The 24,521-nt window shown below is 71.6% G+C and carries 18 protein-coding genes; 7 read left to right on the forward strand and 11 right to left on the reverse strand.

The annotated features are described in order from the left end of the window. Positions 1-24: 24 nt before the first annotated feature. Together ACFPP6_RS23425 and ACFPP6_RS23430 are read left to right on the forward strand one after the other, a co-directional pair. Positions 25-1,020: a nucleotidyltransferase domain-containing protein gene (locus ACFPP6_RS23425; protein ID WP_382045628.1), complete on the forward strand. Its 996-nt coding sequence runs from the start codon at positions 25-27 to the stop codon at positions 1,018-1,020. A gap of 92 nt (positions 1,021-1,112) precedes the next feature. Next, positions 1,113-2,219, forward strand: coding sequence for a hypothetical protein (locus tag ACFPP6_RS23430; protein ID WP_382045630.1), 1,107 nt, complete (start codon positions 1,113-1,115; stop codon positions 2,217-2,219). Positions 2,220-2,274: 55 nt separating this feature from the next. Here ACFPP6_RS23430 and ACFPP6_RS23435 read toward each other — a convergent pair whose 3' ends face one another. From ACFPP6_RS23435 to ACFPP6_RS23445, 3 genes are all read right to left on the reverse strand, one after another. Beyond that, entirely contained in the window at positions 2,275-3,120 is an 846-nt protein-coding gene (locus tag ACFPP6_RS23435) for a hypothetical protein (RefSeq protein ID WP_382045631.1), read from the reverse strand. Positions 3,121-3,463: 343 nt separating this feature from the next. Further along, positions 3,464-3,679 carry a DUF397 domain-containing protein gene (locus ACFPP6_RS23440; RefSeq protein WP_382045633.1) on the reverse strand — a complete coding sequence of 72 codons (216 nt, stop codon included), beginning with the start codon at positions 3,677-3,679 and terminating at the stop codon, positions 3,464-3,466. Next, positions 3,679-4,524 carry a helix-turn-helix domain-containing protein gene (locus tag ACFPP6_RS23445; protein ID WP_382045636.1) on the reverse strand — a complete coding sequence of 282 codons (846 nt, stop codon included), beginning with the start codon at positions 4,522-4,524 and terminating at the stop codon, positions 3,679-3,681. Before ACFPP6_RS23445 ends, ACFPP6_RS23440 begins: the two co-directional genes overlap by 1 nt. Before the next feature lie 178 nt (positions 4,525-4,702). Between ACFPP6_RS23445 and ACFPP6_RS23450 the strand changes: the two genes are divergently transcribed. Then, positions 4,703-5,347: an ATP-binding protein gene (locus ACFPP6_RS23450; RefSeq protein WP_382045639.1), complete on the forward strand. Its 645-nt coding sequence runs from the start codon at positions 4,703-4,705 to the stop codon at positions 5,345-5,347. Here the strand turns inward: ACFPP6_RS23450 and ACFPP6_RS23455 are convergent. The 5 genes from ACFPP6_RS23455 to ACFPP6_RS23475 all read right to left on the reverse strand — a co-directional run bounded on the left by ACFPP6_RS23455 (position 5,344) and on the right by ACFPP6_RS23475 (position 11,997). Next, a complete protein-coding gene (locus tag ACFPP6_RS23455; protein ID WP_382045642.1) occupies positions 5,344-6,609 on the reverse strand; it encodes a YDG/SRA domain-containing protein in 1,266 nt (421 codons plus the stop codon). The genes ACFPP6_RS23450 and ACFPP6_RS23455 overlap by 4 nt on opposite strands. A gap of 21 nt (positions 6,610-6,630) precedes the next feature. After that, positions 6,631-7,986 (reverse strand): PrsW family intramembrane metalloprotease, encoded by a 1,356-nt coding sequence (locus tag ACFPP6_RS23460; RefSeq protein WP_382045645.1) that lies wholly within the window; start codon positions 7,984-7,986, stop codon positions 6,631-6,633. A gap of 150 nt (positions 7,987-8,136) precedes the next feature. Beyond that, positions 8,137-9,048, reverse strand: a complete 912-nt coding sequence (gene trmB / locus ACFPP6_RS23465; protein WP_382045647.1) for a tRNA (guanosine(46)-N7)-methyltransferase TrmB — start codon at positions 9,046-9,048, stop codon at positions 8,137-8,139. A 65-nt stretch (positions 9,049-9,113) separates the two neighbouring features. Next, the gene (gene lhgO / locus ACFPP6_RS23470; RefSeq protein WP_382045681.1) at positions 9,114-10,328 is read right to left on the reverse strand and encodes an L-2-hydroxyglutarate oxidase; all 1,215 of its coding nucleotides are present in this window, start codon (positions 10,326-10,328) and stop codon (positions 9,114-9,116) included. A gap of 220 nt (positions 10,329-10,548) precedes the next feature. Next, positions 10,549-11,997, reverse strand: a complete 1,449-nt coding sequence (locus tag ACFPP6_RS23475) for an MFS transporter (protein WP_382045650.1) — start codon at positions 11,995-11,997, stop codon at positions 10,549-10,551. An 847-nt stretch (positions 11,998-12,844) separates the two neighbouring features. Here ACFPP6_RS23475 and ACFPP6_RS23480 point away from each other — a divergent pair. Continuing rightward, positions 12,845-15,112 (forward strand): asparagine synthase-related protein, encoded by a 2,268-nt coding sequence (locus tag ACFPP6_RS23480; protein WP_382045653.1) that lies wholly within the window; start codon positions 12,845-12,847, stop codon positions 15,110-15,112. 139 nt (positions 15,113-15,251) lie between these two features. Here ACFPP6_RS23480 and ACFPP6_RS23485 read toward each other — a convergent pair whose 3' ends face one another. After that, on the reverse strand, positions 15,252-17,333 hold the full coding sequence (locus ACFPP6_RS23485) for a sigma-70 family RNA polymerase sigma factor (RefSeq protein WP_382045656.1): 2,082 nt from the start codon (positions 17,331-17,333) through the stop codon (positions 15,252-15,254). A gap of 265 nt (positions 17,334-17,598) precedes the next feature. After that, on the reverse strand, positions 17,599-18,333 hold the full coding sequence (locus ACFPP6_RS23490) for a TetR/AcrR family transcriptional regulator (RefSeq protein ID WP_382045658.1): 735 nt from the start codon (positions 18,331-18,333) through the stop codon (positions 17,599-17,601). A 405-nt stretch (positions 18,334-18,738) separates the two neighbouring features. Here ACFPP6_RS23490 and ACFPP6_RS23495 point away from each other — a divergent pair, with 405 nt between their 5' ends. Together ACFPP6_RS23495 and ACFPP6_RS23500 are read left to right on the forward strand one after the other, a co-directional pair. Further along, positions 18,739-20,037, forward strand: a complete 1,299-nt coding sequence (locus ACFPP6_RS23495) for an NAD(P)/FAD-dependent oxidoreductase (RefSeq protein WP_382045683.1) — start codon at positions 18,739-18,741, stop codon at positions 20,035-20,037. 266 nt (positions 20,038-20,303) lie between these two features. Next, entirely contained in the window at positions 20,304-22,121 is a 1,818-nt protein-coding gene (locus ACFPP6_RS23500; protein WP_382045661.1) for an ATP-binding SpoIIE family protein phosphatase, read from the forward strand. A gap of 83 nt (positions 22,122-22,204) precedes the next feature. Here the strand turns inward: ACFPP6_RS23500 and ACFPP6_RS23505 are convergent, their stop codons facing one another. Beyond that, on the reverse strand, positions 22,205-23,482 hold the full coding sequence (locus ACFPP6_RS23505) for an MFS transporter (RefSeq protein WP_382045686.1): 1,278 nt from the start codon (positions 23,480-23,482) through the stop codon (positions 22,205-22,207). Positions 23,483-23,624: 142 nt separating this feature from the next. Between ACFPP6_RS23505 and ACFPP6_RS23510 the strand changes: the two genes are divergently transcribed. After that, the gene (locus ACFPP6_RS23510; RefSeq protein WP_336013710.1) at positions 23,625-24,179 is read left to right on the forward strand and encodes a MarR family winged helix-turn-helix transcriptional regulator; all 555 of its coding nucleotides are present in this window, start codon (positions 23,625-23,627) and stop codon (positions 24,177-24,179) included. The last annotated feature ends 342 nt before the right edge of the window (positions 24,180-24,521 follow it).

The raw sequence follows: 24,521 nt of genomic DNA on the forward strand, positions 1-24,521 counted from the left end.
GCCGTCCGTGATCGCGACTATCTGATGGATCACCACGGGGTCGTCTTCAAGGTCATCGGCGACAGCCATCCGGGCAGTCACTATCTCGGCTATGTGAAATACCATCCCGACGACAAGGGCGACCGGCATCTGTTCGGTCGGACGTACCGGCAGAACAGCGTGGTGTCGAAGTCTTTCGGGATCCTCGCCTGCCGCCCGGAGTGCTACGTCTACTCCGACACCCTCGGCTGCGTCATCACAGGTATCCCTCGCGACGACATCGCCGTCCACTACTCCTGCCGTCACGCGCTCCTCGCCATCCAGGAAGAACCGGGCCCGGTCGCCGGCATCCCTGTGGGCAAGGATCTCCTCGCCATCACCCAGTGGGTCGCATCCAACGGCATCCAAGGACTCATCGGAATCACCGGATCCTTCCTGGTCGGCTGCTACAACGAGCGATCCGACATCGACCTCGTCTGCTACGGCCCCGAGGGCTACGAGGCAGCCCGAGAGCTGTTCAAACAGACCGAGCTGATCAGACCGTACGACGGCGAGGACCTCACCCGGCTCTACCTCCGACGGGCGAAGTACATGGAGGGCAGTTCATTCGACGCCCTCATCAAGCAGGAGCGCCGGAAGCTCCAGGGCCTGACCGCCAGCGCCGGGGCGCACATCAACTGCGAGCCCATCCGTGCCGACCGCGACAAGACGTTCTCGCTGGTCTCCTCGAAGGAAATCGGCGAGATCTCCCTCCTGGCGGAGATCACCGACCACGCCGAGGGCCTGACCACTTCGGCGGTCTACGAGATCAAGGTCAAGACCATCCTCAGCTCCACCGTCGACGAGCCCGGCTCCTTCGCCCGCAGGATCACCCACATGCGCTCGTACCTCGGCGCCTATACCGGCGCCTTCCGTTCGGGAGACACCGTGCACCTGACCGGCAAGCTCGTTCACACCCAGGACGGTGAACGCGGTGGCTTCGGCATCGAGCTCACGCCCTGGTCCGTCAGCGGCTCCTACGTCGCGAACCTTGCCGGATAGGGGCGGGCCCCGGCCGGAGGGGACTCCGTCGGGGTCGCCGTCAGGGTCTCCACAGGACGGGAGCCACCCTCCCACCTCGTCAGGAGCAGCCAGTGCGCCCCCTGTTTCTCAATGGCCCGGTACAGAACGGGCCTTTCACTTTCCAGACCAACCCCGGCAAGGCCGTAGGTATCCGCCTCGCCGCAGCCCTCAACGCCATCCTCGCCTCACCGCCCGTGCCCCACCTGTGGAACACCGCCACCCTGGCCGGCGACCTACGTCACCGCGAGACGGACGGCGATTGGATCTCCCGTTCGGCGTTCGAAGCCCACCTCATAGCCGCCAAGTACACACCTGAGCTGTCACCCGCAGCCGGGACCATGACAGATACCGACACCGAGGTCGCTGACCTGGCCTTGACGATGATCGAGAACAATCTCCGAGCCGGCACTGTGGTGATCAGTCGCGAGACCGTTCCCACCTGCCGGGCCTGCGGCCACATGACCGGCCCGGGCGGCCACGCCTGCAATGCCTGCGGCAGTACGGACACCCGTGACCACGCCGCGGTGCACCTGGTCGCAGAGCTTGCCGAGGGCCGTCCCGTCCTCGACCGCGCCGACATCCACTCCTGCCGTCGCGCTTGGCCCAGGCATCTGCAGAACACGGCTGGCAATGTCAGCAGCCGCCTGATCATCTCCCGCACCCGCGAACACGGTGTTGACCTCGCGCCCTTCGGCCTGCCAGGCCTTGTCCTGGATCCGCGCGTGGGCGTTCACGCCACCGTCCTCGCCGCCGCGCACAGGCTCCGAGCGGACCAGGCCGTCATGACGATCACCCGCAACGCCGCCAACCACATCGCCGCGTACGGGCAGCACTTCCGCGAACACCATGGCACCCGGCTCCAGTACGCCCTCCACGGTCATCTCCCGTACACCCACACTGCAGACCTCCGGACCCTGTACTCGGCATACCGAGCCAGCGGCGTGGTCCAGCAGAAGTTCGAGACATGGTTCCTCCCGCTCTTCTCCCTCAAGGAAAAGAGCGGGACCCGACCCGCACAGCTGCCCCAGCTCTTCAAACACTTCATGCGGGCACACATGGCCCGCCCCTCCGAACCCGAGCCAGCCGCGATCGACACCGTGAGACAAGCCGTTGCTGAAGGCCGCACTGACTGGATCACCAGCAGGCGCCTACTGGCCGCGGTGATGGCTGGTGCCTGAAGGGAGGCGTCGGCCTGTCGTACCCGCCACCGGCACCGTCATGCGTAGCCGCTAGTCAGCGCCGTGTCCGTGCCAGAGCGCGCAACTGGGAGACATGACTGCGGACGGCAGCCTGTACCTCGCCCAACGGGCCTGAGTCCGGTACGTCACCGCGGCAGGGGCGACAGAGGCCGCCGGACAGGGCTTCGGGGCGGCCGGGGACGCCGCAGCCGGTGCACTCCATGACGCGGTGGGGCGCCGGGGCCGTCCCGTACGGGACCTGGAAGGGCTCCGGCGGCAACCTGTCGATGAGCCTCTTGCGGGTGAATGCCCCCGGGCAATGGATGACGTCAGGAAGCCCGGTCGTGAGGATCCGCGCGAACTCCAGCGGCGTGACGCCGCGCGCGAACCACTCGGCGGCGAGGCCTTCGAGGGCGGAACACTCGGCCGCGGAGAGCGTCAGGCGGGGGTCGGAGCAGCCGAGCGTGGCCAGGGCGATGTACGCGGGAGAGCACTCGTTTCGCGCCTTCTCACGCCCTGGCTCAGGGGGCGAGGAAGAGGCCGACGAAGGTGCGCCCTGCCCGGACGTACGGGCGAGGTAGGCCTCCCACCAGGCGTCGTCCCGCGCGGTCCGGGAGAAGTACGAGCGGGACACCCACTGCGTACGGCCCTCGCCGACGACCTCCCTGAAACGACGCAGGTGACCGGCCGCGGAGAGGGCCTTGAGAGCGGAGGCCACGGCCTGCTGCCCGTAGGCGGGGAGCTCCTTGGCGAGCGTCTTGATGTCGACAGCGGCCCCGTCGGGAAGCCGGTCGATGTGAGCGGCGATGGACGCCTCGCGAGCGGGGAGGTGTGCGAAGTCGTCCCGGCCGCGCGGGGCTTGATCGGGTGCGGTCCGCTTGCCGTATCCGGACGCGGCCATGGGGGGAGCGATAAGGTTGGCGACAGCCACGGGATCAGTCCTGTGATCTTGGTGGTTAAACCCCGGCCTGGTGTTGGTAGCACCGGTGCCGGGGTTGTTCGTTGTGGCGCACGCTACACGCCGACAGCGAGGCGTGGCGACTCGGTTGCGCAAAGTCAACACGTGTGCTTACGCGCCCGCCCGCGCGAACTGGGCGGGAGGGTGGGTAAGCCCCACCGCCCATTCCTCACATGGACCGCTCGGATCCCGACTCCCGAATCTCGGGGGTATGAACCTCCTGGTGCCGTCGGCTGGCGGGCGTGGACCGCCGCCGTGTCCCGAGCTTCGGGTCGCAGGTTGGTGCTCAGTCGAGCTTGCCGCCCCTTATACCCACGACAAATCCACCCCAGGCGGCGTAAGAGAAGGCGAGGACTGCCCCCACCGGCTGCTTCGAATCACGGATGACTGCTGTCCCGTCGGCGGTGAAGGCGGCCTCCAGGCACTCGCCCCCCGTGCCGTTGCTGTAGCTGCTCTTGAACCAACCTGTCTGGGTGCCTATGGCAGGTGGCGTTCTGCTCATCAGGAGTACTCCTCTAAGGCGCGCTTGATCAGTGCGGCTGACTGCGGCGGGCTCGCAGCGATGGCCCGCATGCTGTCGAAGGCCTTCACGTACTGGCCGACGTCGTCGGGAGATTCCAGGTAGAACGCGTCGGTCAATCCGTCTCGGTAGACGACATCTGGATCGGCCTGCTCAGGGAAGCCAAGGATCGTGAACGCTCCCGTCGCAGGGTAGGACCCTGCATCGAAGGGCAGAACCTGCAGCGTCACGTTCTTCAGCTGGCTTGTAGCGAGCATATATTCGAGTTGCGCACGCATCAGGTCCTTGTCGCCCACGATGTGGCGTAGCACGCTCTCGTGCACGATGGCCCAGAGGTCCGGCGGGTTCGCGCGGTGGAGGATCGCTTGGCGCTCCATGCGGACATTCACGTGGCGCTCGAGCTCTTCCCTCTCAAGCTGGGAAGACGCCCGATGTAGCTCGGCTGTGTAGGCGGGCGTCTGCATGAGCCCAGGCACGAACTCGCACTGGTACTGGCGCAAGCTTGATGCACCCTGTTCCAGCCCGATGTACACGGAGAACCATGGTGGAACCGCTGCGCCGTGAGCGTGCCACCAGCCTCGGAGTTTGGAGTCCTTGGCCAGCTGCATGAGGAACTCGCGCAGTTCGTCGGTGGTGCCGTAGAAGCGGCACAAGGCGTCGATGTCGGATGGCTGCACCCTCCCGCTGCCAGTCTCCAGCCGGTTGACCTTCGAGCCACTCCAGTGCAGAGCCGCACCTACTTCGTTGCACGTCAGTCCGTGATCCTCGCGCAGCTTCTTGAGCTCGATGGCCAGTCGGCGACGGCGAGCGGTTGGCGATCCTGTCACTTCAACCTCCTGAGACCTGAGGGGTGTTCAGTCCAGCCGAAGCTCCCAACCTGGCCAATCACCCGATGGAGGGAATCCTGCGCTGCATATTGCATGGCGGGATCTGCACAGTGCCATCCTCGTCTCAGCAGTGGCGGTTTGGCGCCGTTCAGAAGGGCTAGGAGGGGTGCGACCAGGCATGGACATCAAGCGCTGTAGGCCGGTGGAGCTCTGGCAGGTGCCGTTCCTGGCGGTTCCGGAGAGGGTCGACCAGCTCTGCCGGACTCTCCAAAGCCCCTTGAAGCTCTGGGGACTGTCGGACCTTGTGGGCCCTGCTCAGCTATGCATGACGGAGTTGGTCACCAACGTGATCACCCATGTCGGCGTGGGAACGCCGACATGGGTGACGGTCTCCCTGGAGGGGGCGTGTGTCCGGATCGAAGTCCGAGACCCCGGCCCGCACCGACTCGCTCCACAGGAGCAGCGGCGTGGCCGGAGCCTTGCCGAGAAGCTGGCCGTTCGCTGGGGCGTGGCTTCTCAAGATCACGGGAAGGCGTCCTGGTGCGAGCTTGCTACGGGCCTTCCCGCCACGGAGGCCCATCCGGCGGATCCTCGAGTGGTCGGTGCCGAGGCCGTCCTCACGCTCTACGGTCGGGGGCCTGCCTGGGGAAGGGCCCATTCTCCGCTTCACCGAGCCGCGTCCGAGGAGGCCGCGACCGAGCTCATCGTCGACCTCCTCCACTGGCTCAGAGCCCATGGCGCCGACCCGGACACGGCCCTGGACCGCGCGCAGACACGCTACGAAGCAGGGGCGGTGCAAGGGGCGCGGCTCACCGACGATTAGTCCGTCCCCGCGGCCTTCTGCGACTCGTGGTGATCGCGGTGGTGCTTGAGGTGCTCGGCGTTTATGGGGTGTTCGGAGTGCTGACGCAACTTGTAGCCATGCTGCCGCGATCCGCGCTCAAGGACAGTGCCATCTGCATTGATGGTTATCATCCCAAAGTCGAATTCCACGTGGTGATTCGGGCAGAGACACAGCACGTTATCGGTTGTGTCTGGTCCGTTGTGCGGACGGCCGAGTGGGCGTACGTGGGCGGCCTCCGCATAGGCGCCCGTGGGGGTCTCGATGCGAGTTCCACAGACCTGGCACGTGTGGTTGTGTATCTTCTTCACCCAGTTGGCGACGGCAGTGCTTCTGATGATGCGCTGCGTTTCGCCCTTCTTGCGGTCTGGGGTGTCATTCCCGGTGGGCTGGGATCCAAGGGTGGGCGCAGCAGCGGGTATCTTCCGGGGCGAACGGGAGAGCTTTGCCGCGTTTGTGGCCGCGTTACGGTCGATGGAGTCAGTGGAGGCAACAGCGCGTAGCTGATATCTCCACACCAAGAACCCGGACGTTCCACGCTGCGACCAGTGTTTCTCGACGCGGTAGAGCCCGTCGTACCGCAGCCCCTCTGATGGTGAGTGGTCTCGGTCACCGCTGGATCCGCGGATGACACGGACCGGCCTGCCTGTGGCAATACTGTTGACGAGTGCTGCGTTTCCGAGTGTCAGGACTTGGTCTTTGACCTGGCGCTTGGTGGCCTGATCTTGGCCGCCCTGCCCGGTGTAGATAATTTCGTCACCGTAGTCTTCGTCGTCCTCGTACCCGCCCGAAACGACGATGGACTTCGCCTCTTCGCTTGCCTTCCCCCAAATGCCGCCTTGCAGGTGCGCGTGAACCCCAGCGGCGCGTAGGGCTCGACGGTTAGGGAATCCCATCCCTACGGGAACATAGGGCGGATGGCCGAAGCCGTCGAAGGGCTTCTCCAGCAGGCCTGCAGCGAGGAGGAGTGGCTCCCATGGGTCGTTCGGAAAGTATTCAGCAAGGAGTGCTGTCACCTCCCGGGCGACACCGTTGGCCGCAAGGAGCTCGTAGAGGGTGTTCTCGAGCCCGACCCTGGTGTTGTCAGCCGTGCTGCGTTGGGTAGCTACGCGGCCAATCGCCTCGAGATGGCGACGGGCGTCGTCCGACCCGTTCTGTTTCCCCAACTCCCATTTAGCCCGCAGAGAAGCAAGCACCTCTGAAAGGCTAGGAGTGGAACCGGAACCGATCTCGCTTTCAGACACTCTTCACGCTCCTAGGTATGTTCAGCGCTGCTGACCTGGAAACTGTGGCCACCCCGGCCCCGGCGTGGACGGTGGCCACATCTGGGGCGGGGCCACGAACGGCCGCGGAATGGTCGCCGAGGCCTGGGTCAGGGCCGGTTGGGCTATGTGTTTGCGGTGCCAGAGGTGGTGGAGGAGTTCCTGTTCTCTGGCGGTGAAGTCCGGGCCCGCCGTGCCCCTGTGGGCTCGTTGGCGGAGGAAGGCCAGGGACGTGGCGAAGGAGATGTACTCGGCGACGGTGCGGGCCGCTGCCGGGCCGCCGGTGCGGCGGGCTACGTCGCGGGCTATGCCGCGGGCGCGCATCGAGGAGAGGGCGAGGGGCTCGGGCGGGGTGAGCCAGCCCGCGGCCTGGTAGGCCGGGAGGAAGGTGCGGATGGTGCGCAGCTCGTTCTGGCGGGACCAGATCGCGAGCCAGGTCAGGACGCCGAAGACGGGGACCATGAACAGGGCGTAGACGGCGAGGAAGGCCAGGGGCGACAGGCTGGCCGAGCCGTTCCAGAGCGCGTGCAGGACCATCGCCGTGAGCAGGCCCGCGAACGGGATGAGGATGCGGGTGACCTTGCGGCGCGGGGCGAGGGCCGCCGCGATGCCGAAGCCCAGGCCCGTCATCGTGGTGAACAGCGGGTGCGCGAACGGCGACATCAGGACCCGCATGAAGAACGTCGCCGCCGTGGCCGCCGGCACCCCGTCGTCGCCGAAGCTCTGGTCCGTGGCGAAGGCGTTGCCCAGGTAGAGGATGTTCTCGGTGAACGCGAAGCCCGTGGCCGTGATGCCCGCGATGACGACGCCGTCGACGGTGTTGTTGAAGTCCCGGCGACGGAAGAGGAAGAGCAGGAGGACCGCGGCCGCCTTGCCGGTCTCCTCCACCACGGGCGCGACGAACGTCGCCCCCCACTTGTCGGCCTCCGAGCGCTGCGCGAGGTCGACGGAGCTGACCAGCCACTCCGTGGCGTAACCGTTCGCGATGATGGCCAACAGGGTGGCCGCGCAGGCGCCCCACGCGAAGGCGAAGACCAGGTTCCGCCAGGGCTTGGGCTCGACCCGGTCCATCCAGCGGAACGCCGCCACCAGCAGGGGCACGGGCAGCACGGCGAGGCCGAGCCCCACCAGGAAACCCTCGGTGCCCGTCTGCTCCCGCACCAGGGCGAGGATGACCAGGCCGCACAGGGCCAGGAGCAGGATCAGTGCGCCGGCGCGCACCGCCTTGTTGTCCCACAGGGCGCGGCGCGGCTTGTAGCGCCAGCCCGCCGGGGCGGGCATCGCGGAGAAGTTCGGCTGCTGCGCGTAGGCGGGCACCGGCCCGGCCGTCGGCTGCTGGTGGGGTGGGGACTCATGCACCCGATGACCCTAACCAAGGGACGTCGGGACGGCTCCGGTATTCGGGACGGCTCCGGTATTTCGGGACAGCCCCGGTATTCCGGGGGCCGGTGCCCCCCCACCTCACCTGCCGGCGTGCGTCAGTGCGTCAGTGCGTCAGCGCGTCCGTGGTCAGTGCGCCTTGCGGCGGAACAGCAGGTCGTGGACCACGTGCCCCTTGTCCAGGCCCTGGCCCTCGAAGCGCGTCAGCGGACGGAACTCCGGCCGCGGCGCGAAACCGCCGTCGGCCTGGGTGTTCTCGAAGTCCGGTGCCGCGGAGAGCACCTCCAGCATCTGCTCCGCGTACGGCTCCCAGTCCGTCGCGCAGTGCAGGAGGGCGCCCGGGGCCAGACGCGTGGCCGCCAGCGCCAGGAACTCCGGCTGGATCAGCCGGCGCTTGTGGTGCCGCTTCTTGGGCCACGGGTCCGGGAAGTACACGCGCAGGCCGGCGAGGGAGTCCGGAACGAGCATCTCGCGCAGCAGGATGATCGCGTCGCCGTTGGCGACCCGGACGTTGGTCAGGCCGTTCCGCTCGGCGAGGCCGAGCAGATTGCCCTGCCCGGGGGTGTGCACGTCGCAGGCGAGGATGCCGGTGCCCGGGTCGGCCGCCGCCATCTTGGCCGTGGCCTCGCCCATGCCGAAGCCGATCTCCAGCACGACGGGCAGCTCGGGGTCGCCGAAGAGCTCACCGAGATCCAGCTTGCTCAGGCCGTCGATGTCCAGGCCCCACTTGGGCCACAGGCGGCGCAGGGCCTCGCCCTGGCCGGTCGTGACCCGGCTGCGGCGCGGCTGGAACGAGCGGATGCGCCGCTCGTGGTGCGAGCCCGCCGGATCCGGCGCCGGACCGTCGGGGAACATCGGCTCGCGACGGCCGCGCGCGGACTGCGCAGTGACCGCAGACGCAGTGACCGCAGAAGCGGCGGACGCAGGGGCGACGGCCGCAGGAGCGGCAGACGCAGAAGCGACGGCTGCTTCTGCGGCCGGAGCACCGGCCTGCTCGTCGGCGGTCACGGGGGCTGAGGGGGAAGCGTGGTTCTCGGACACAGTCCCTCGATTCTACGGGCGTACGGAAACCAGCCCCGGGTTCTGAGTTTCCGCAGGTCAGGCAGTCAGGACGCTTCCATTGCCCGCAGCGCCCTCCTGGCCACCTCCCGCCCGATCGGCAGCGCCGCCGTCGCCGCCGGGGACGGCGCGTTCAGCACGTGCACCATCCGCGGCGACTCCGCGAACAGGAAGTCGTCCACGAGCGTGCCGTCCCGCAGCACCGCCTGCGCCCGTACGCCCGACGGGGCCGGTATCAGATCCTCCGCCGTCACCTCCGGCAGCAGCCGGCGGGCCGCCTCCGTGAAGGCGCGCTTGGACAGCGAGCGACGGACCTCCCCCGCCCCGTACCGCCAGTGGCGCCGGGCGAGCTGCCAGGAGCCGGGCCAGGCCACCGTCCCGGCGAGCTCGCCGGGACGCAGCGTCATGCGGCCGTACCCCTCGCGGGCGAGAGCCGGGACCGCATTCGGCCCCAGGTGGACCGTGCCGTCGATGCCGCGCGTGAGATGGACGCCCAGGAACGGGAAGGCCGGGTCCGGCACCGGATAGACCAGGCCGCGCACCAGATCCGTACGCCCCGGGGCCAGCTCGAAGTACTCCCCGCGGAACGGGACGATCCGCACGCCGGGATCATCGCCCGCCAGCCGCGCCACGCGGTCGCTGTGCAGCCCCGCGCAATTGACCAGCGCGCGGGCGCGCAGCACCTCGCCCAGCCCCGTGCGCACCGCGACCGCCGCACCACGCCGCCCGATCACCCGCACCTGCGCCCCGTACCGCACGGAGGCCCCCGCCTCCTCCGCCAGACGGGCCAGGCAGCGCGCCACCGCGCCGTAGTCGCACACGCCCGTCGAACCGACGTGGATGGCCCCCGCGCCGCGCACGTGCGGCTCGTACTCGCCCATCTGGGCGGGGCCCAGCTCGCGCACCGGCACGCCGTTCTCCCGGCCGCGCTGGACCAGGGCGTGCAGGCGGGGCAGCTCCGCGTGGTCCGTGGCCACGATCAGCTTGCCGGTGATCTCGTGCGGCAGGCCGTTCTCGGCGCAGAACTCCACCATCTCCGCCGCGCCCCGCACGGCGAACCGCGCCTTGAGCGAACCCGGGCGGTAGTAGATCCCGCTGTGGATCACTCCGCTGTTGCGCCCGGTCTGGTGGAGCGCCGGACCCGGCTCCTTCTCCAGCACCACGACGCGCGTACCCGGCCGGGCGCGCGTGATCGCAAAGGCCGTCGACAAGCCCACGATGCCGCCGCCGACCACCAGCACATCGCAGTCGTACGCCCTCACCACGTCACCTCCCCGCGCCTGCCGGCGTGCCCGCGACCGGGCAGCCGGTTCCCCTCGGCGCCTCACCCACGCCCCCCATCATGACCTGCGCCACTGACAACCGGTCGAAACCCAGGTCAGGCAGGGGAGCCCAAGGAAGTGATCACGCGCTTACGGATCGTGCACGTTCACGGCGACGGTACGGCTCAAGCCGGCGAGCCCCTCACGCCGGCGACACCCCTCACGCCAGCGACACCAGCAGCGGCCGCGCCCGCTCCCGCAGCTCCATCACCCGCGGCTCGTCCCCGTACGGCTCCAGCCGGTGCAGCAGGTCGCGGACGTACTCCGTCGTGCGCGCCGAGGAGATCCGGCCCGCCACCTCCACGGCCCGCGTGCCGGCCGCGCAGGCCGCGTCCAGGTTGCCGGACTCCAGCTCGGCGACCGCGGACACCACGAGCCGCAGCCCGTGCGAGCGGACGAACTCCTCCGTCGGGCGGGCCAGCGCCTGCTCGGTGAAGCGCTGCACCTGCCGAGGCATGCGCAGGTCGCGGTAGCACTCGGCGGCATCGGCCGCGAACCGCTCGTGGCTGTAGAAGTCCAGCCACGACGGGTCCGGATCGCCCGTGCGCGCCCGCTCCAGCCACCCCTCGGCGGCCTTCAGCGCGGCACCGCACGCCGGTGCGTCCCCGGCCTTCGCCTGGGCCCGCGCCTCGACGAGGCGGAAGAAGCTCATGGTGCGGGCGGTGGCCAGGCCGCGGTTGCGCTCGAGGGCGGCCTGCGCCAGGTCGACGCCCTCGTCGGCGAAGCCGCGGTAGGTGGCCTGCAGGCTCATCGAGGCCAGCACGTAGCCGCCCAGGGGCACGTCCGCGGCCGCGCGGGCGAGCCGCAGGGCCTGGATGTAGTAGCGCTGCGCGGCCTCCTGCTGGCCGGTGTCGAAGGCCATCCACCCGGCCAGCCGGGTCAGCTCCGCGGTGGCGCCGAACAGCGAACGGCCCACCTCGTCGCTGTACGAACCGAGCAGCAGGGGCGCCGCGTCGACCCGCAGGCACTCGGGGACCATCGACGAACGCCAGTCGCCCCCGCCGTACTTGGAGTCCCAGCGGCGCGCGTCCTCCGCGGCCTCCCGCAGCTTGCTGACGTCACTGTGGCCCACGCGCTGCGGTATGGCCCCGTCCGGGCCGCCCGCGCTCTCGGCCTCCCCGGCCGCCGTGTGGGCCTCGCGTGCCACGGAGCTGTCGGCGGGGGTTATCAGCCACCTGGAGGCGGGCGTGGCGTAGGCGCTGACGGAGAAGGATCCGGCCAGGCTCTGCCAGATGCCGCCGCCTCCCCGCCGACCGGCGAGATCCAGCCTGTACAGCTCCGTCGCGGACCGCACGGCCTGGCCGACATCGCGCGGAAAGGAGAGCCCCACCTCCGGGGCCGGATCCGCGTCCGCAAGGCCGATCTCGTGCAGCGGGACCGGCCGGCCGAGCTTGCCGGCGATGGCCGCGGCGATCAGATGGGGCGCCGCTCCCTGAGGCACCATGCCCTTGGAGACCCAGCGCGCGACGGACGTCTTGTCATAGCGAAGCGTCAATCCGCGCTGCGCACCGAGGTCGTTGACCCTGCGCGCGAGACCGGCGTTGCTGATCCCGGCGAGGGCGAGGACGGTGCCGAGCTTCTCGTTCGGCCCGCGTGGCTCCCTGGACATGCGCACCCCTCGACGACGCGACGCCCGCCCCGGCATAGGCGCGGGGCATTCGTAAACCCAGCGTAGTTCCCCGCATCCCGACCGTTAAGAGGCGGTGTCCCGGATGGCGAGATTCTGGCCCGTGCGGACGTGCATCGAGGGGCACGTGCTCCGGTTGTGTGTGGCTGTGCGCCCGCCGTGCGCTCTGTCCGCGCCATCCCGGGAGCGCTTCCATGGGAGTCGCGTGGGTTGGCCCGCTGCCTGGATCCAGTGGGCTGGGGGAAGCCGCCGCCTCATTCCCCGCGGGCGGCGGACCGGTCCGGGAGGCGGCTGACCGCCTCCCGGACCGCGACGTGCGGGTCGAAGCACTGGGCGAGTGCGCCCCCGTGCAGCCGCTGCCCCGAGTTTGGCCGGATCCTGCCCTCGGGCAGCCACCCGGAAGTCGCCTCGCCACCACCGGAAGTCGCCTCGCCGTCGCCCGGCAGTCGTCCCGCAGGGCCTGCAGACGGCCCCGCAGGCGGCCCCGCAGGCGGTCCCGCGGGTAGCCCCGCAGGCGGTCCCGTAGCGCCCGACCGCCGCCCCGCGGCAGTCACTTGGCGCGCCGCACGCGCGCGTGGGGCGTCTCCCGCCTCCGTGCGTGACAGCATGGCGGTTGCGTGCGCAGGGCCGGACGGCGTGCCACTTCGCCCCGCAATCAAGCAAGTTGGGGTGAAAGGCGCGACCAATGGGTTGCCTCTTTCGTGGTGGTCTCGTTGTGGCAACCGGCGACCTCCTGTGCATGATGACTGCGGATGGCAGCGCTTGATGGCCGTCCAGCTGGTGCTCGGTCGGTTGTCCACGTCGGTTGTCCACAGCCTGTGGAGGCGGAATGCGCTGGGTGGTGGGGTGGAGCAGCACCACCGCGGGGACCGGGCAGCAACGTGCCCCGTCGCACGACAACTACGGCAGCTACGACAGCTATGGCAACTACGGCGGCAGCGAAGCCGGTTACCCCCGCAGTGGCGTCGGCTACGGCGGCAACGGCGTGGGTCACGCCCCCAACGGCCCCGGCTACGGAGGCCGCGACGGCTTCGAAGGCCCCACCGTTCACCCCGTCGGCGCCCAGCTCCTCTGGGGCGACCCGGCCCCCCTGTGGGCCGTGGGCGACTGGCGCCCCGACGAGGTCCGCGTCGTCCAGCTGGACCCCCTCACCCGCCTCGCCGTCCTCGGCCGCTGCGGCGCCGGCGACGAGCAGCTGCGCGTCGGGCTCGTCGCCGCCCGCGGAGGCGCCCTGCGGCACCTCACGGCCTGGCCCGGCAGCTACACCGCCGTCGCCCAGGTGGGCCGCCGCACCACGGTCGTCGGCGACCTGGCGGGCGCCCGCCCCGTCTTCCACACCGCCTGGGCCGGCGGCACCGCCTACGCCACCGCCGCCCTGCCCCTCGCCGACCTCATCGAGGCCCAGCTCGACATCGGCCACCTCGCCGCCCTCCTCGCCTGCCCCGACTCCCCGGAGGCCCTCGGCGACGGCACGCCCTACAAGGGCGTACGGCGCGTGCCGCCCGGGCACGCCCTCGTGCTGCGCGACGGCACGCGCGACATCACCGGCTACGAACCCACGGCGTCGCTGGCCGTCTCCGCCCCCCAGCTCCAGCCCGAGAAGGCCGTCGAAGGCATAAGAAGCGCGCTCGTCGAGGCCGTACGGACCCGCCTCGCCGCCCCCCGGCACGCCCCCGAGCACGGCCTCGGCGGCCTCGACCCCGGCCCCGTGCCCGGCATGGGCCCCGCCCACCGCCGCGCCGCCCGCGGCGGCCCCGCCCCCGGCATCGGCGCCGACCTCTCCGGCGGCAGCGCCTCCGCCACCCTGGCGCTGCTCGCCGCGGGCCTGCCCGGGATGCCCGGCACGCCCCTGGGCCACGGCACCGGCGGCGGCGAACGGCTGCTCGCCGTCACCTTCAACGACCTCGTCACCGACGACAACCGCGTCCGGGAGGCCGAGCTCGAACGGGCCCACGCCATCGCGGCCAACCCCCGGCTGCGGCACATCGTCGTCGCCGCGGGCGAGGAGGCCCTGCCCTACGCGGACCTGGCCGGCGGACCCCTGACCGACGAGCCGGGCCCCGCGCTCGTCACCGCCGAGCGCCACCGGCACCGGCTGGCCGTGGGCGGCGCGGACCACCTCGTCGGGCACGGCGCCCGCCAAGTGCTCGACGCCCACCCGGCGCGCCTGGCCGACCTCCTGATGGACCGCCGCCGGCGCCACCTGCTGCGCCCCGTCTCCGCGCTCGCCCGCGCCGACAGGACCTCCGCGCAGGCCCTCTTCATCCCCTTCACCGTCTACCGGGCGGCCCGCCGGCTGGCCCGCACGTCCTACCGGGAGGGCCTGGAGGCGGCCGCCGGGCAGCTACGGGCCACGGCCTTCCCCGTCGTCGACGACATGCCGGGACCGGCCCTCCCCGCCGGAGTGGGCGGGGCCGTCGACGCCTCCCTCGCCGCGCTCACCTGGTGCCGGCCCGGCCCGGCCGCCCGCTGGCTCACGGGTGAAGCCCTGGCCGAGGTGTCGGTCCGGCTGCAGGCCGCTGCCGTCCGGCCCCAAGGGCTCGTACAGCGCCCCGGCGAACGCCGCGCCGCCGCCGCCCTCGCCCGGCACGCCGCCGACCACCGCGTCTTCGAACAGGCCGCCGAGGTCCGCAGCCAGCGCCTCCACGCCCCCTTCCTCGACAACCAGGTCGTACGGGCCTGCCGCGCCCTGCCCGAGGCGCTCCGGGTCCAGCCGGGGGCGCGCGCCTCGGTGCTGCGCGCCGTCCTCGCCGGGGCGGGCGTCCGCGAACTCCCGCCCGGCTGGGGCGCCACCTCGCACGCGGCCCACGCCGCCGCCGTACGGGCGGGGCTACGAGTCTCCGCGGGCCCCCTGCTGGAGCTCTTCGACGCGCCGCTCCTTGCCGACGCCGGGCTCGTCGAGGCCCGGGTAGTCAGAGCGGCGCTGCACGGGGCCGCGAACGGCCGCGCGCTGCCCCTGGACGGCCTCGCGGAGCTCGTCTCCACCGAGGTGTGGCTGCGGCGGCTGCTGGCCCGCCGTGGCACGTGCTGGACGGGTTCGGCGGCACCGCGCCAGCGGGCGGTGGCGGGAGGGGTGGCACGGGGGCCGGGGCTGTGAGGGAGCCGGCGCCGCCTCCGGCGGACGGGACGCCTGGCGCCTCCGGCGGACGGCGCCGTCACCTACCCCCCGTCACCCGCTTCCCGTTACCCGCCCCCTGCGCCCCGCCACTCGCCTCCCACACCCCACACCCCGCGCTCTACCCGCAGGAGATCCGCGACCGAGCCCAGTCCGACACCGCCACCATCCCCATGCCCTGCCGGGGATGCACCACCAGCCGGACGCTGCGGTATCCCGACAGCGGCACGTGCACCGGCACCGCCGCCTCCCCGCCCTGCACCGTGCCGGACCGCCACAGGGGCACCCCGTCGCCGTAGACGGAGAACCGCGCGGCTCCCAGCCCCATGGACATGTCGTCGACGCCCACGAGGGCGTCGAAGGCCGTGCAGGGCCGGTTGAGGTCGACGGTCACGGCCGAGGGCGCGTGCACGCTCACGCCGTGCCCGTACGGGACCCCGCCGACCCGCAGGCCGTACCGCTGCCACAGCCAGCTGCGCACGTCCAGCCGGACCTCCGGCCCGGTGCCGTCGCCCAAGCCCGCGTAGACGAGCTGGTTCAGCTGGTAGATGCGGGGCGGCAGGGGAGGAGGCGAAGGCGTGGGAGAGGGGGAGGGCGACGGGGACGGCGAGGGCGACGGCCTGAGGACGGGGGGCGCGGAAGGCGGCGGCGAGGGCTTCGGGCGCGGCTTCGGCGCAGCGACGTGGACGGGACGAGCGGGCACGGGGGTGACGCGGACGGCCTGCGGCGATGCGGGCGCCTTCGCCCTCGGCGTCGGTGTCGGCTTCGCCGAGGGCGTCGGCGCAGGACTGGGGGAGTGACGCGGTGACGGCGTCGGCTCCGGCGTCACGCTGGGCGCGGGCGTCACCGGGGCGGCGCTGACCTCGGCCTGCGGCGCCCGGTCCGGCGCGGGGGAGTGCCCCATCAGGGCGTACGCGACGGCGGCACCCGCCGCGGCCACCACGCCGCCGACGACGGCCAGCTTCGCGGGCGCCCCCAGTCCCTCGCCCGCGGCGGCCCCACCGGAACCGCCTCCGGACGCGCCACCGGAAGCCCCGCCCGCCCCGGCGCCCGCGCTGGAGCCCGCCCCGGCCCCGGATCCCGCACTCGCCCCGGTTCCCGCGCTCGCTCCCGAGCCGGCACCGGCCCCCGCCCCTGCCGAACCTCCGCTCGCAGCGGCCACCCCCGCGCCCGCGGCCGTCCCCGCCCCGGCCGCACCGGCCCCGAAGCCCGCGGCAGCCTTGGCCGAGAACCCGGCGGCGAACCAGCCGATGACCGCCACCGGCAGCAGCGCCCGCAGCCGCTCATTGACGTCGGCGACCTCCATGGCCGCCGTACGGCACCGGGCGCAGTCCTCCAGGTGCTTGCGCAGCCCCCGCTCGGCCCGCATCCGCAGCCCGCCCCGCGCGTACGCCCCGAGCCGGTCCGCAAAGCGCGCGCAGTCACCGCCGGCCGTCAGCGACGTGCTCACGTGCGCCTGCAGGTACGCCTGCTTGAGGCCCTCGCGTGCCCGGTGCGCCAGCACCGCCGTCGCATTGGCCGTCAGCCCCAGCAGCGGCGCGACCTCGCTCGGCGACTCCTCCTCGACCGTGGTGTGCCACAGCACCGTCTGCCACCGCGGCGGCAGACTGCGGAACGCCTGCACGGCGAGGGAGTGCTCGGCCTCCTGCATGGCCAGGACGTCCGCGCCCGGCCCGAGCCCCTCCCCGTCCTCCGTGGCAGGCAGCCGCGCCGCCGACGAGGCGAACTCGGCGAAGTCCTCGACCAGCTGCTCGCGTTTGGCGCTCTTCCCCCAGGTGGCCGCGACCCGCCGCACCGTGGTCATCAGATAGGCGCGCACCGACGAATCGGGCCCGGCCCCGCCCCGTACGGCCTGCAGGGTGCTCGCGAAGACCTCGTTGGTGAGGTCGTCGGCGGTGTGGTTGTCGCGGCAGCAGGTGCGCGCATAGCGGCGCACCGCGGGGGCGTGGCGGCGGTAGAGCTCCTCGTAGGCATCGCTCTCGCCGGCTCGCATCCGGGCCACCAGCTGGGTGTCGGTCAGGGGCGCATCGGCGGCGGCGTCCGTCCGCCGGTGCTTGCGCCTGCGCTGCCGCGGCACGCTCGGACCGGTGCCGCCGACCGGCTCCCCGGCCGGTGCGGAACCGCCCTCGTCGGAGGGCCGGGGCAAGGACGGTCTGTCCGCCTTCTCGCTCCCGCTCGGATCTTCCTGCCCGTCAACACCCATAGCGCAGGCCCCTGTACATGCCGGCAATCCCGAACATCGCGAAAGCGTGGCACAGTGGCGCCCGTCACCAGCTCGGCATGGGCATCAACCACCCGTCCGGGGTGACTTCGGCTGCATGGCGCACTGGATGTCACCCGAACGGGGAGGAACTTCCGGATGCGCCCGGCCCGCTGGGAAAGCCGGACCGGGCGCACCCGTCATAGAGAAGACCTGCGCGACAGGCAGGGCCTGCGCGACAGGCAGGGCCTGCGCAGCAGGCAACGGCCTACTCGGCGGGCCGGGACCGCAGCCCCTCCAGCAGGATGTCCAGCAGTCGCGAGGACGCCGCCGCCTGCTGCACCGCATCCGGCAGCGACGGCGCGGCCGTCGCTATCACCAGCAGCACATCGGCCACGGTCACGTCCGGACGCAGCTGACCCGCCGCCCGCGCCCGCTCCACGAGCCGGCCGACGACCTCGAGCAGCGCCGCCGCACCCGCGTCGTGCCGCTCGGCGGGAGCGGCCGTCCGCTGCTCGACCAGCCGCAGCTCATGCAGCTGGCCACCGGTGGCGCCCGGCTGCCGCTGCTGCGGCACCCGCGCCTCGATCTCCTCGGATTCCCCGTCGACGCCGACCCGCAGCACCTGCGGCGGCAGCAGCCGCCCCGCGCCCGACGCCACCGACGTGCGCAGGAAGCGCGACAGCGCCGACCACGGCTCGTCCTCCTGGCCCAGCGCGGTGCGGGCCTGCTCGGTGAGCCGGGCGGTCTCCTCCTCGGCTATCCGCCGGACGAGGACGTCCTTGCTGGGGAAGCGGCGGTAGACCGTCCCCACGCCGACGCGGGCGCGGCGCGCCACGTCCTCCATCGGCGCCCCGTAGCCCAGCTCGCCGAAGACCTCGCGGGCCGCACGCAGAACGTGCTCGAGATTGCGCTGGGCGTCCACGCGCAGAGGCGTGCTGCGGCCACCGCCCGCTTCCGACGGCGCGACAGCGGTGGACCAATGAGAGCCCTGAATATGCATATGTGTTCCCCCGGTTATGACGTCTCCCCCCGGAGACTCCCCGCCCTGACTGCCGGGGCACGTCTCTGACACCCCGACGGAGTACGAACATAGTTGAGCCCAGGTCAAGAAAGAAGGGGTAGTTCCGCACCGGACACCCCCGATTGGAGTACATGCCCCCTCCACAATGATTCTGCACCACCCCGCAACCCCACCGCAGCCACCCTGACCTGCGCACCTGTCCTTCGAACCGGCGCGCCACCATGGAGGGATCAGCTCCGCCGCCCGGTCATACATTTCGCACGGCCTGTGGACAAACTCCTGCCGGGGGTGCGTCATGGGGAGGGAGCTGTGCTCGAGGACTGAGGAGTGGCCTTGGCGAAGGAACCGGCGCGCATTCTGGTGGTCGGCGGCGGCTACGTCGGGATGTACACCGCCCTGCGGCTGCAGCGGAAGCTCAAGCGCGGCGAGGCGACCGTCATCGTGGTCGACCCCGAGCCGTACATGACCTACCAGCCCTTCCTCCCCGAGGCCGCGGCCGGCTCCATCTCCCCCCGCCACGTCGTCGTCCCGCTGCGCCGCACCCTGGACAAGTGCCAGGTCGTCATCGGCGAGGTGAGGTCCGTCGACCACGCCAAGCGCACCGCCGCCGTCACCACCCTCGCCTCCCGCGAGGAGGGCACCGGCGCCGTGCAGATCCGCTACGACGAGCTGATCCTCGCGCCCGGCTCCGTCTCCCGCACGCTGCCCGTCCCCGGCCTCGCCGACTACGGCATCGGCTTCAAGACCGTCGAGGAGGCCATCGGCCTGCGCAACCACGTCCTCGAACAGATGGACATCGCCTCCTCCACCCGCGACCCCGCCGTCCGCGACGCGGCCCTCACCTTCGTCTTCGTCGGCGGCGGCTACGCGGGCGTGGAAGCCCTCGCCGAACTGGAGGACATGGCCCGCTACGCCGCGCGGTACTACCACAACCTCGAACCCGACGACCTGAAGTTCGTCCTGGTCGAGGCCACCGGGCGCATCCTCCCCGAGGTCGGCGAGGAGATGGGCGCCTACGCCCTGCGCGAGCTGCGCGGCCGCAACATCGACGTCCGCCTCGACACCCGCCTCGACTCCTGCGCGGACCGCATCGCCGTCCTCAGCGACGGCTCCCGCTTCCCCACTCGAACGCTCGTCTGGACCGCGGGGGTCAAGGCCCACCCGATCCTCGCCGCCACCGACCTCCCCCTCAACGGCCGCGGCCGCCTCAAGTGCACCCCCGCCCTCACCGTGGACGGCGTCGAACACGCCTGGGGCGCCGGCGACGCGGCAGCCGTCCCCGACCTCACCGCGGACGACCCCGCCACCACCGTCTGCGCCCCCAACGCCCAGCACGCCGTCCGCCAGGCCAAGGTCCTCGCCCACAACGTCCTCGCCTCACTGCGCGGCGAGCCGCTCAAGGACTACCGGCACAAGTACGTCGGCTCCGTGGCCTCCCTGGGCCTCCACAAGGGCGTCGCCCACGTCTACGGCAGGAAACTCAAGGGCTACCCCGCCTGGTTCATGCACCGCGCCTACCACCTCAGCCGGATCCCCACCTTCAACCGCAAGGCCCGCGTCCTCGCCGAGTGGACCCTCACCGGGCTCTTCAAACGCGAGATCGTCTCCCTCGGCTCGCTCGAAAACCCCCGGGCCGAATTCGAACTCGCCGCAGACACCGGACGTCACCCGGAAGCGAGTTGAAGCAGGTCATGGCCCCTGTGGCGGAGCCGGGAACTCCCCCGGAGAGGCCGACGTCTGACGGATGTCAGTCCGGTCGGCCACACTGGTCGTGTGACCATGGGTGGGCTCGTACCTGCGAAGAGTAACAATTACGAGGATTCGGACGTTTGCTGCATTCCCCCGGGGGCAGTCCCCCGCACCGACGACCGCGGCCCCGCGCCGGGCACGCGGAACGGCCACACCCCGTCGCCGAGCTGGTCCGGAACGACTCCGCGAGGTAATCCTCAGTGAACTTCACCCGCTGGAGCGCCCGGCTCCCCGGCACACAGCGCCGCGCCGCGGCGCGCGCCGACCGCAAGGACCGCACCGCCGCCCCCGCACAGCCCGCGCCCGCGGCGGGCGGCTCCGTGCCCGCCGCCCGGGCGGAGGCCGCCCCGGCCCCCGCCCCCGCACCGGACGGCCCCGTCCCCACCCTCGACGGGCTCTCCGTCCACGACACGCTCGGCAAGGTCCCGGCCCTCGTCGCCGTCGTCTACGGCCCCGAGCACCGCATCGCCTACGTCAACGACGCCTACGCCGCCCTCTTCGGAGCCCGCAGCCCCGGAGCCCCCGCCCGCGAAGCCCTCCCCGAGCTCACCGAGCTCGGCCTGCTCCCCCTCATGGACCAGGTCCTGCGCAGCGGCAGGCCCCGCACGGTCAAGTCCCGCCGCGTCACCGCCGACGTCAACGCCGCGATGAACCTCGCCGCCGCCCCGGGCACCACCCCCGCCGCGAGCGACACCGCCCCCGCGGCCGACGTCCCCCACCAGAGCACCGCCCCCGCCACCGAGCCCGACACCCGCCCCCGCAGCGGCTACTACACCTTCACCTGCTCCCCGATCGAAGTCGGCGCCACCGAAGCCAAACAGCCCGGCGTCCTCGTCTTCGCCGCGGACGTCACCGACCAGATCGAAGCCGCCGAACGGCTGCGCGCCAGCGAGCGCCGCCAGCGCGAGGCCGCCGTCACCCTCCAGCGCAGCCTCCTCCCCCAAGAGCTCGAACAACCAGACGACCTGCGCGTCGCCGCCACCTACCAGCCCGGCGGCAAGGACACCGCCGTCGGCGGCGACTGGTACGACGTCATCACCCTCGGCGCCGGCCGCACCGCCCTCGTCATCGGCGACGTCATGGGCCGCGGAGTGCGAGCCGCCGCCGTCATGGGCCAGCTCCGCACCGCCGTCCGCGCCTACGCCCGCCTCGACCTGCCACCCCACGAGGTCCTCCAGCTCCTCGACGGCCTCGCCAGCGAAATCGACGCCACACAGATCGCCACCTGCATCTACGCCGTCCACGACCCCAACGAGGGCCGCCTGGTCTACGCCTCCGCAGGCCACCTCCCGATCCTCGTCCGCGACCCCGACGGCACCGTCCGCCGCGCCGCCGAGCCCACCGGCCCGCCCCTCGGCACCGGCGGCTGGATGCACACCTCCGGCACCATCCCCCTCGGCCCCGGCTCCAGCGCCGTCCTCTACACCGACGGCCTCGTCGAGCGCCGCACCGAGGACATCGACGAGGGCGTCGCCGCCCTGGAGCGCGCCTTCGCCGGCGCCACCGGCTCGCCCCAGGTCATGTGCGACCGCCTGATCCGCGCCCTCGGCGTGACCGCCGACCACGACGACGACGTCGCCGTCCTCGTCCTCCAGCACCCCGCCCGCACCGGCCACGACGCCGAGCTCTTCCACAACGCCGCCCTGGAGCTCCTCGGCGGCATCGAAGCAGCACCCCGCGCCCGCGCCTTCGCCTCCGGCGTCCTCGTCAGCTGGCGCTTCCCGACCGAGCTGCGCGACCTGGGCGTCCTGGCCGCCAGCGAGCTCGTCGCCAATTCCCTCCAGCACGGCACGCCCCCCATGCGGCTGCGCCTGCGCCGCACCGACCGCCGGCTGATCATCGAGGTCACCGACGGCGACGACCACCTCCCGCGGCGCCGCCGCGCCGAGCCCGCCGACGAGGCGGGACGCGGCATCTCGATCATCGCCACGATCGCCTCCTCCTGGGGCTCACGGCGCACACCGGGCGGCGGCAAGGCCGTCTGGTGCGAATTCGCCCTGCCGGCGGGGCACGGGTGACGCAGGGATGACGAAAGAGAGGGAGGGCGCCACAGGCGCCCTCCCTCTCCTCTTATATGCGCCTCTTATTAGGAGGCGCGTGCTCAGGCGTGGACCGCCGTACGCTCCTCCGCCGCCTTGGCGCGGCGCTGTGCCTTCGCCAGCAGCGGGTTGTCCTGCGCCGGGGTGAGCCGGCGGCCCAGCCGCAGGGCCAGGGCGGTGATCCCCAGGGAGCACGCGATCACCATGACGATGTACGCCACGTACAGACCGCCACCGGCCATCAGGCCGCCCACGGCCGGCCCGACCGCCAGCGCGAGCTGCTTCACGAGCGCGAACGCCGAGTTGTACTGACCGACCAGCCGCGCCGGCGCCAGGTCCGCCACCAGCGGGGCGACCGTCGGCGACAGCATCGACTCGCCGATACCGAAGAGCGCGTACGTGGAGATCAGCAGCGCGGTCGCCACACCGTGCGCCCCCGGAATGAGACCCGAGACCCCCGCGGCCACCCACGCAACGGTCCAGATGACACCCACGAGCGCCATGACCCGGCTGCGCCGGTGCCCCTCGACCAGCTTGAGGACGACGAACTGCGCCAGCACGATGGCCGCGGTGTTCGCGGCGAGCGCGATGCCCAGCGTCGCCGGCGAGATCCGGGTGACCTCGACCGCGAAGGCCGCCAGACCCGACTCGAACTGTCCGTAGCAGGCGAAGAACATCACGAAGCCCAGAACGCACAGCTGCACCATGGCCCGGTCGCCCAGCAGCGTCCGCCAGCCGCCCTTCGCGCCCTCGTCCGTCGGGACCGCGTCCTCGACCTTGGGGGCCTGCGGCAGCCGCACCGTCGCCACGGCGGCACCCAGCACCAGGAACATCACCGACTCGATCGCGAAGAGCCGCACGAAGCTGCCCGGATCCGAGGTGTCCACGAGCTGCCCGCCGAGCAGACCGCCGAGGCCGAGGCCGAGGTTGTTCAGGAAGAACTGCATGGCGAAGGCGCGCGACCGGGTCGTCGGCGTCGAGCACCAGACGATCATCGTGGCCAGCGTCGGCTGGATCACCGCGATACCGGCACCCAGCGCCGCGGCAGCGGCGAAGACCAGCGACTCGCTCGACGCCAGCCCCATCCCCATCGACCCGACGGCGGCGGAGACCGTACCGACGACGGCAACAGGCAGCGGACCCCGCCGGTCGATCACACGACCGACGAAGGGCAGCACGACGAGCGCGGACACGGCGAACGTCATCAGCACCATGCCTGCGGTGCCCGCACCGAGATCCCGTACCTGAGACACATAGATGAACAGGAACGGGACGGTGAAGCCGTTGCCGAACGCACTCAGGGCGTTCCCCAGCTGGATCCGGCGCAGAGCTGCGCCCATCGCGGTGGTCACACTCACCTTCCTAGGTCGAGGTTGAGGGGCGGGACTGTCTAGGTCTGAAGACTTCAACAGTAAAGTTCGAAGCTAAAGAGTACATGGCGAAGGGCTTTAGCGCGAATCAGTTCGTGTCATACTGCCGGGCATGGCTGACACCCCCGGCCCCGGCGCCTCCGAGCCGAGCCTCGACGAACAGATCGCCGCCTACCAGCGCGAGTTCCAGGACCTCGACCCCCAGGTCGAGAAGGTCGTCTCGGCACTCAGCCGCCTCAACCGGCGGATGCACGTCGCCTACGGCCGCCAGACCGCCGAGCTCGGCATCAGCAACGCCGAGTGGGAGGTCCTCAAGGCCCTCGTCCTGGCTGGCGACCCCTACCGCCTGGGCCCCGGCGACCTCGCCAAGCGGCTCGGCCTCACCCCTGCCGCCATGACCCACCGCATCGACCGCATGGTCGCGGAGGGCCTGGTGACCCGGGAGCGCGACGAGAACAACCGCGTCCGCGTCATCGTCGGCATTACGGAGGAAGGCCGCAGCAAGTGGCTGGAGGCCATGCGCATGGCCACGGTCTTCGAGGAGGAACTCCTCCAGGACCTCTCCGGCGAGGAGCGTGGCCGGCTCGGCGAGATGCTGACCCGCCTGCTGCGCAGGGTGGAGGACGCCCAGCCGGACGCCGGCGGGCGGCTCAGCGACCTCGACTGAGGGGCCGGACGAGGGGGCCGGGTGGGGGTGAACGGGGGCCGGGCAGGGGCCGGGCAGGGGCCGGGCAGGGGCTGGTCCAGACCGTTTGACACGCCCCTGGGGCATGAGTAGTGTTCTCCGAGTTGTCACGGAGCCATGACGGTTCCGAGACGGCCACTCGAGCCGCACCGGCGGCAATCACCACTGCACGGCCCCTGAACAGGATGGATTTCGGCGTGCCGAAATTCGGACTGTGAAGGCCTCGGACTCCGATTAGGAGTCACCGGGGAAATCCGCTAAAGTAGTGATCACGCCGGAAGGCGCGAAACAAACCCCGCTCCAACAGGGGGCCGGAAACGGAAT

It is taken from the genome of Streptomyces aureoversilis (assembly GCF_042657885.1).
Lineage (GTDB): Bacteria > Actinomycetota > Actinomycetes > Streptomycetales > Streptomycetaceae > Streptomyces > Streptomyces aureoversilis.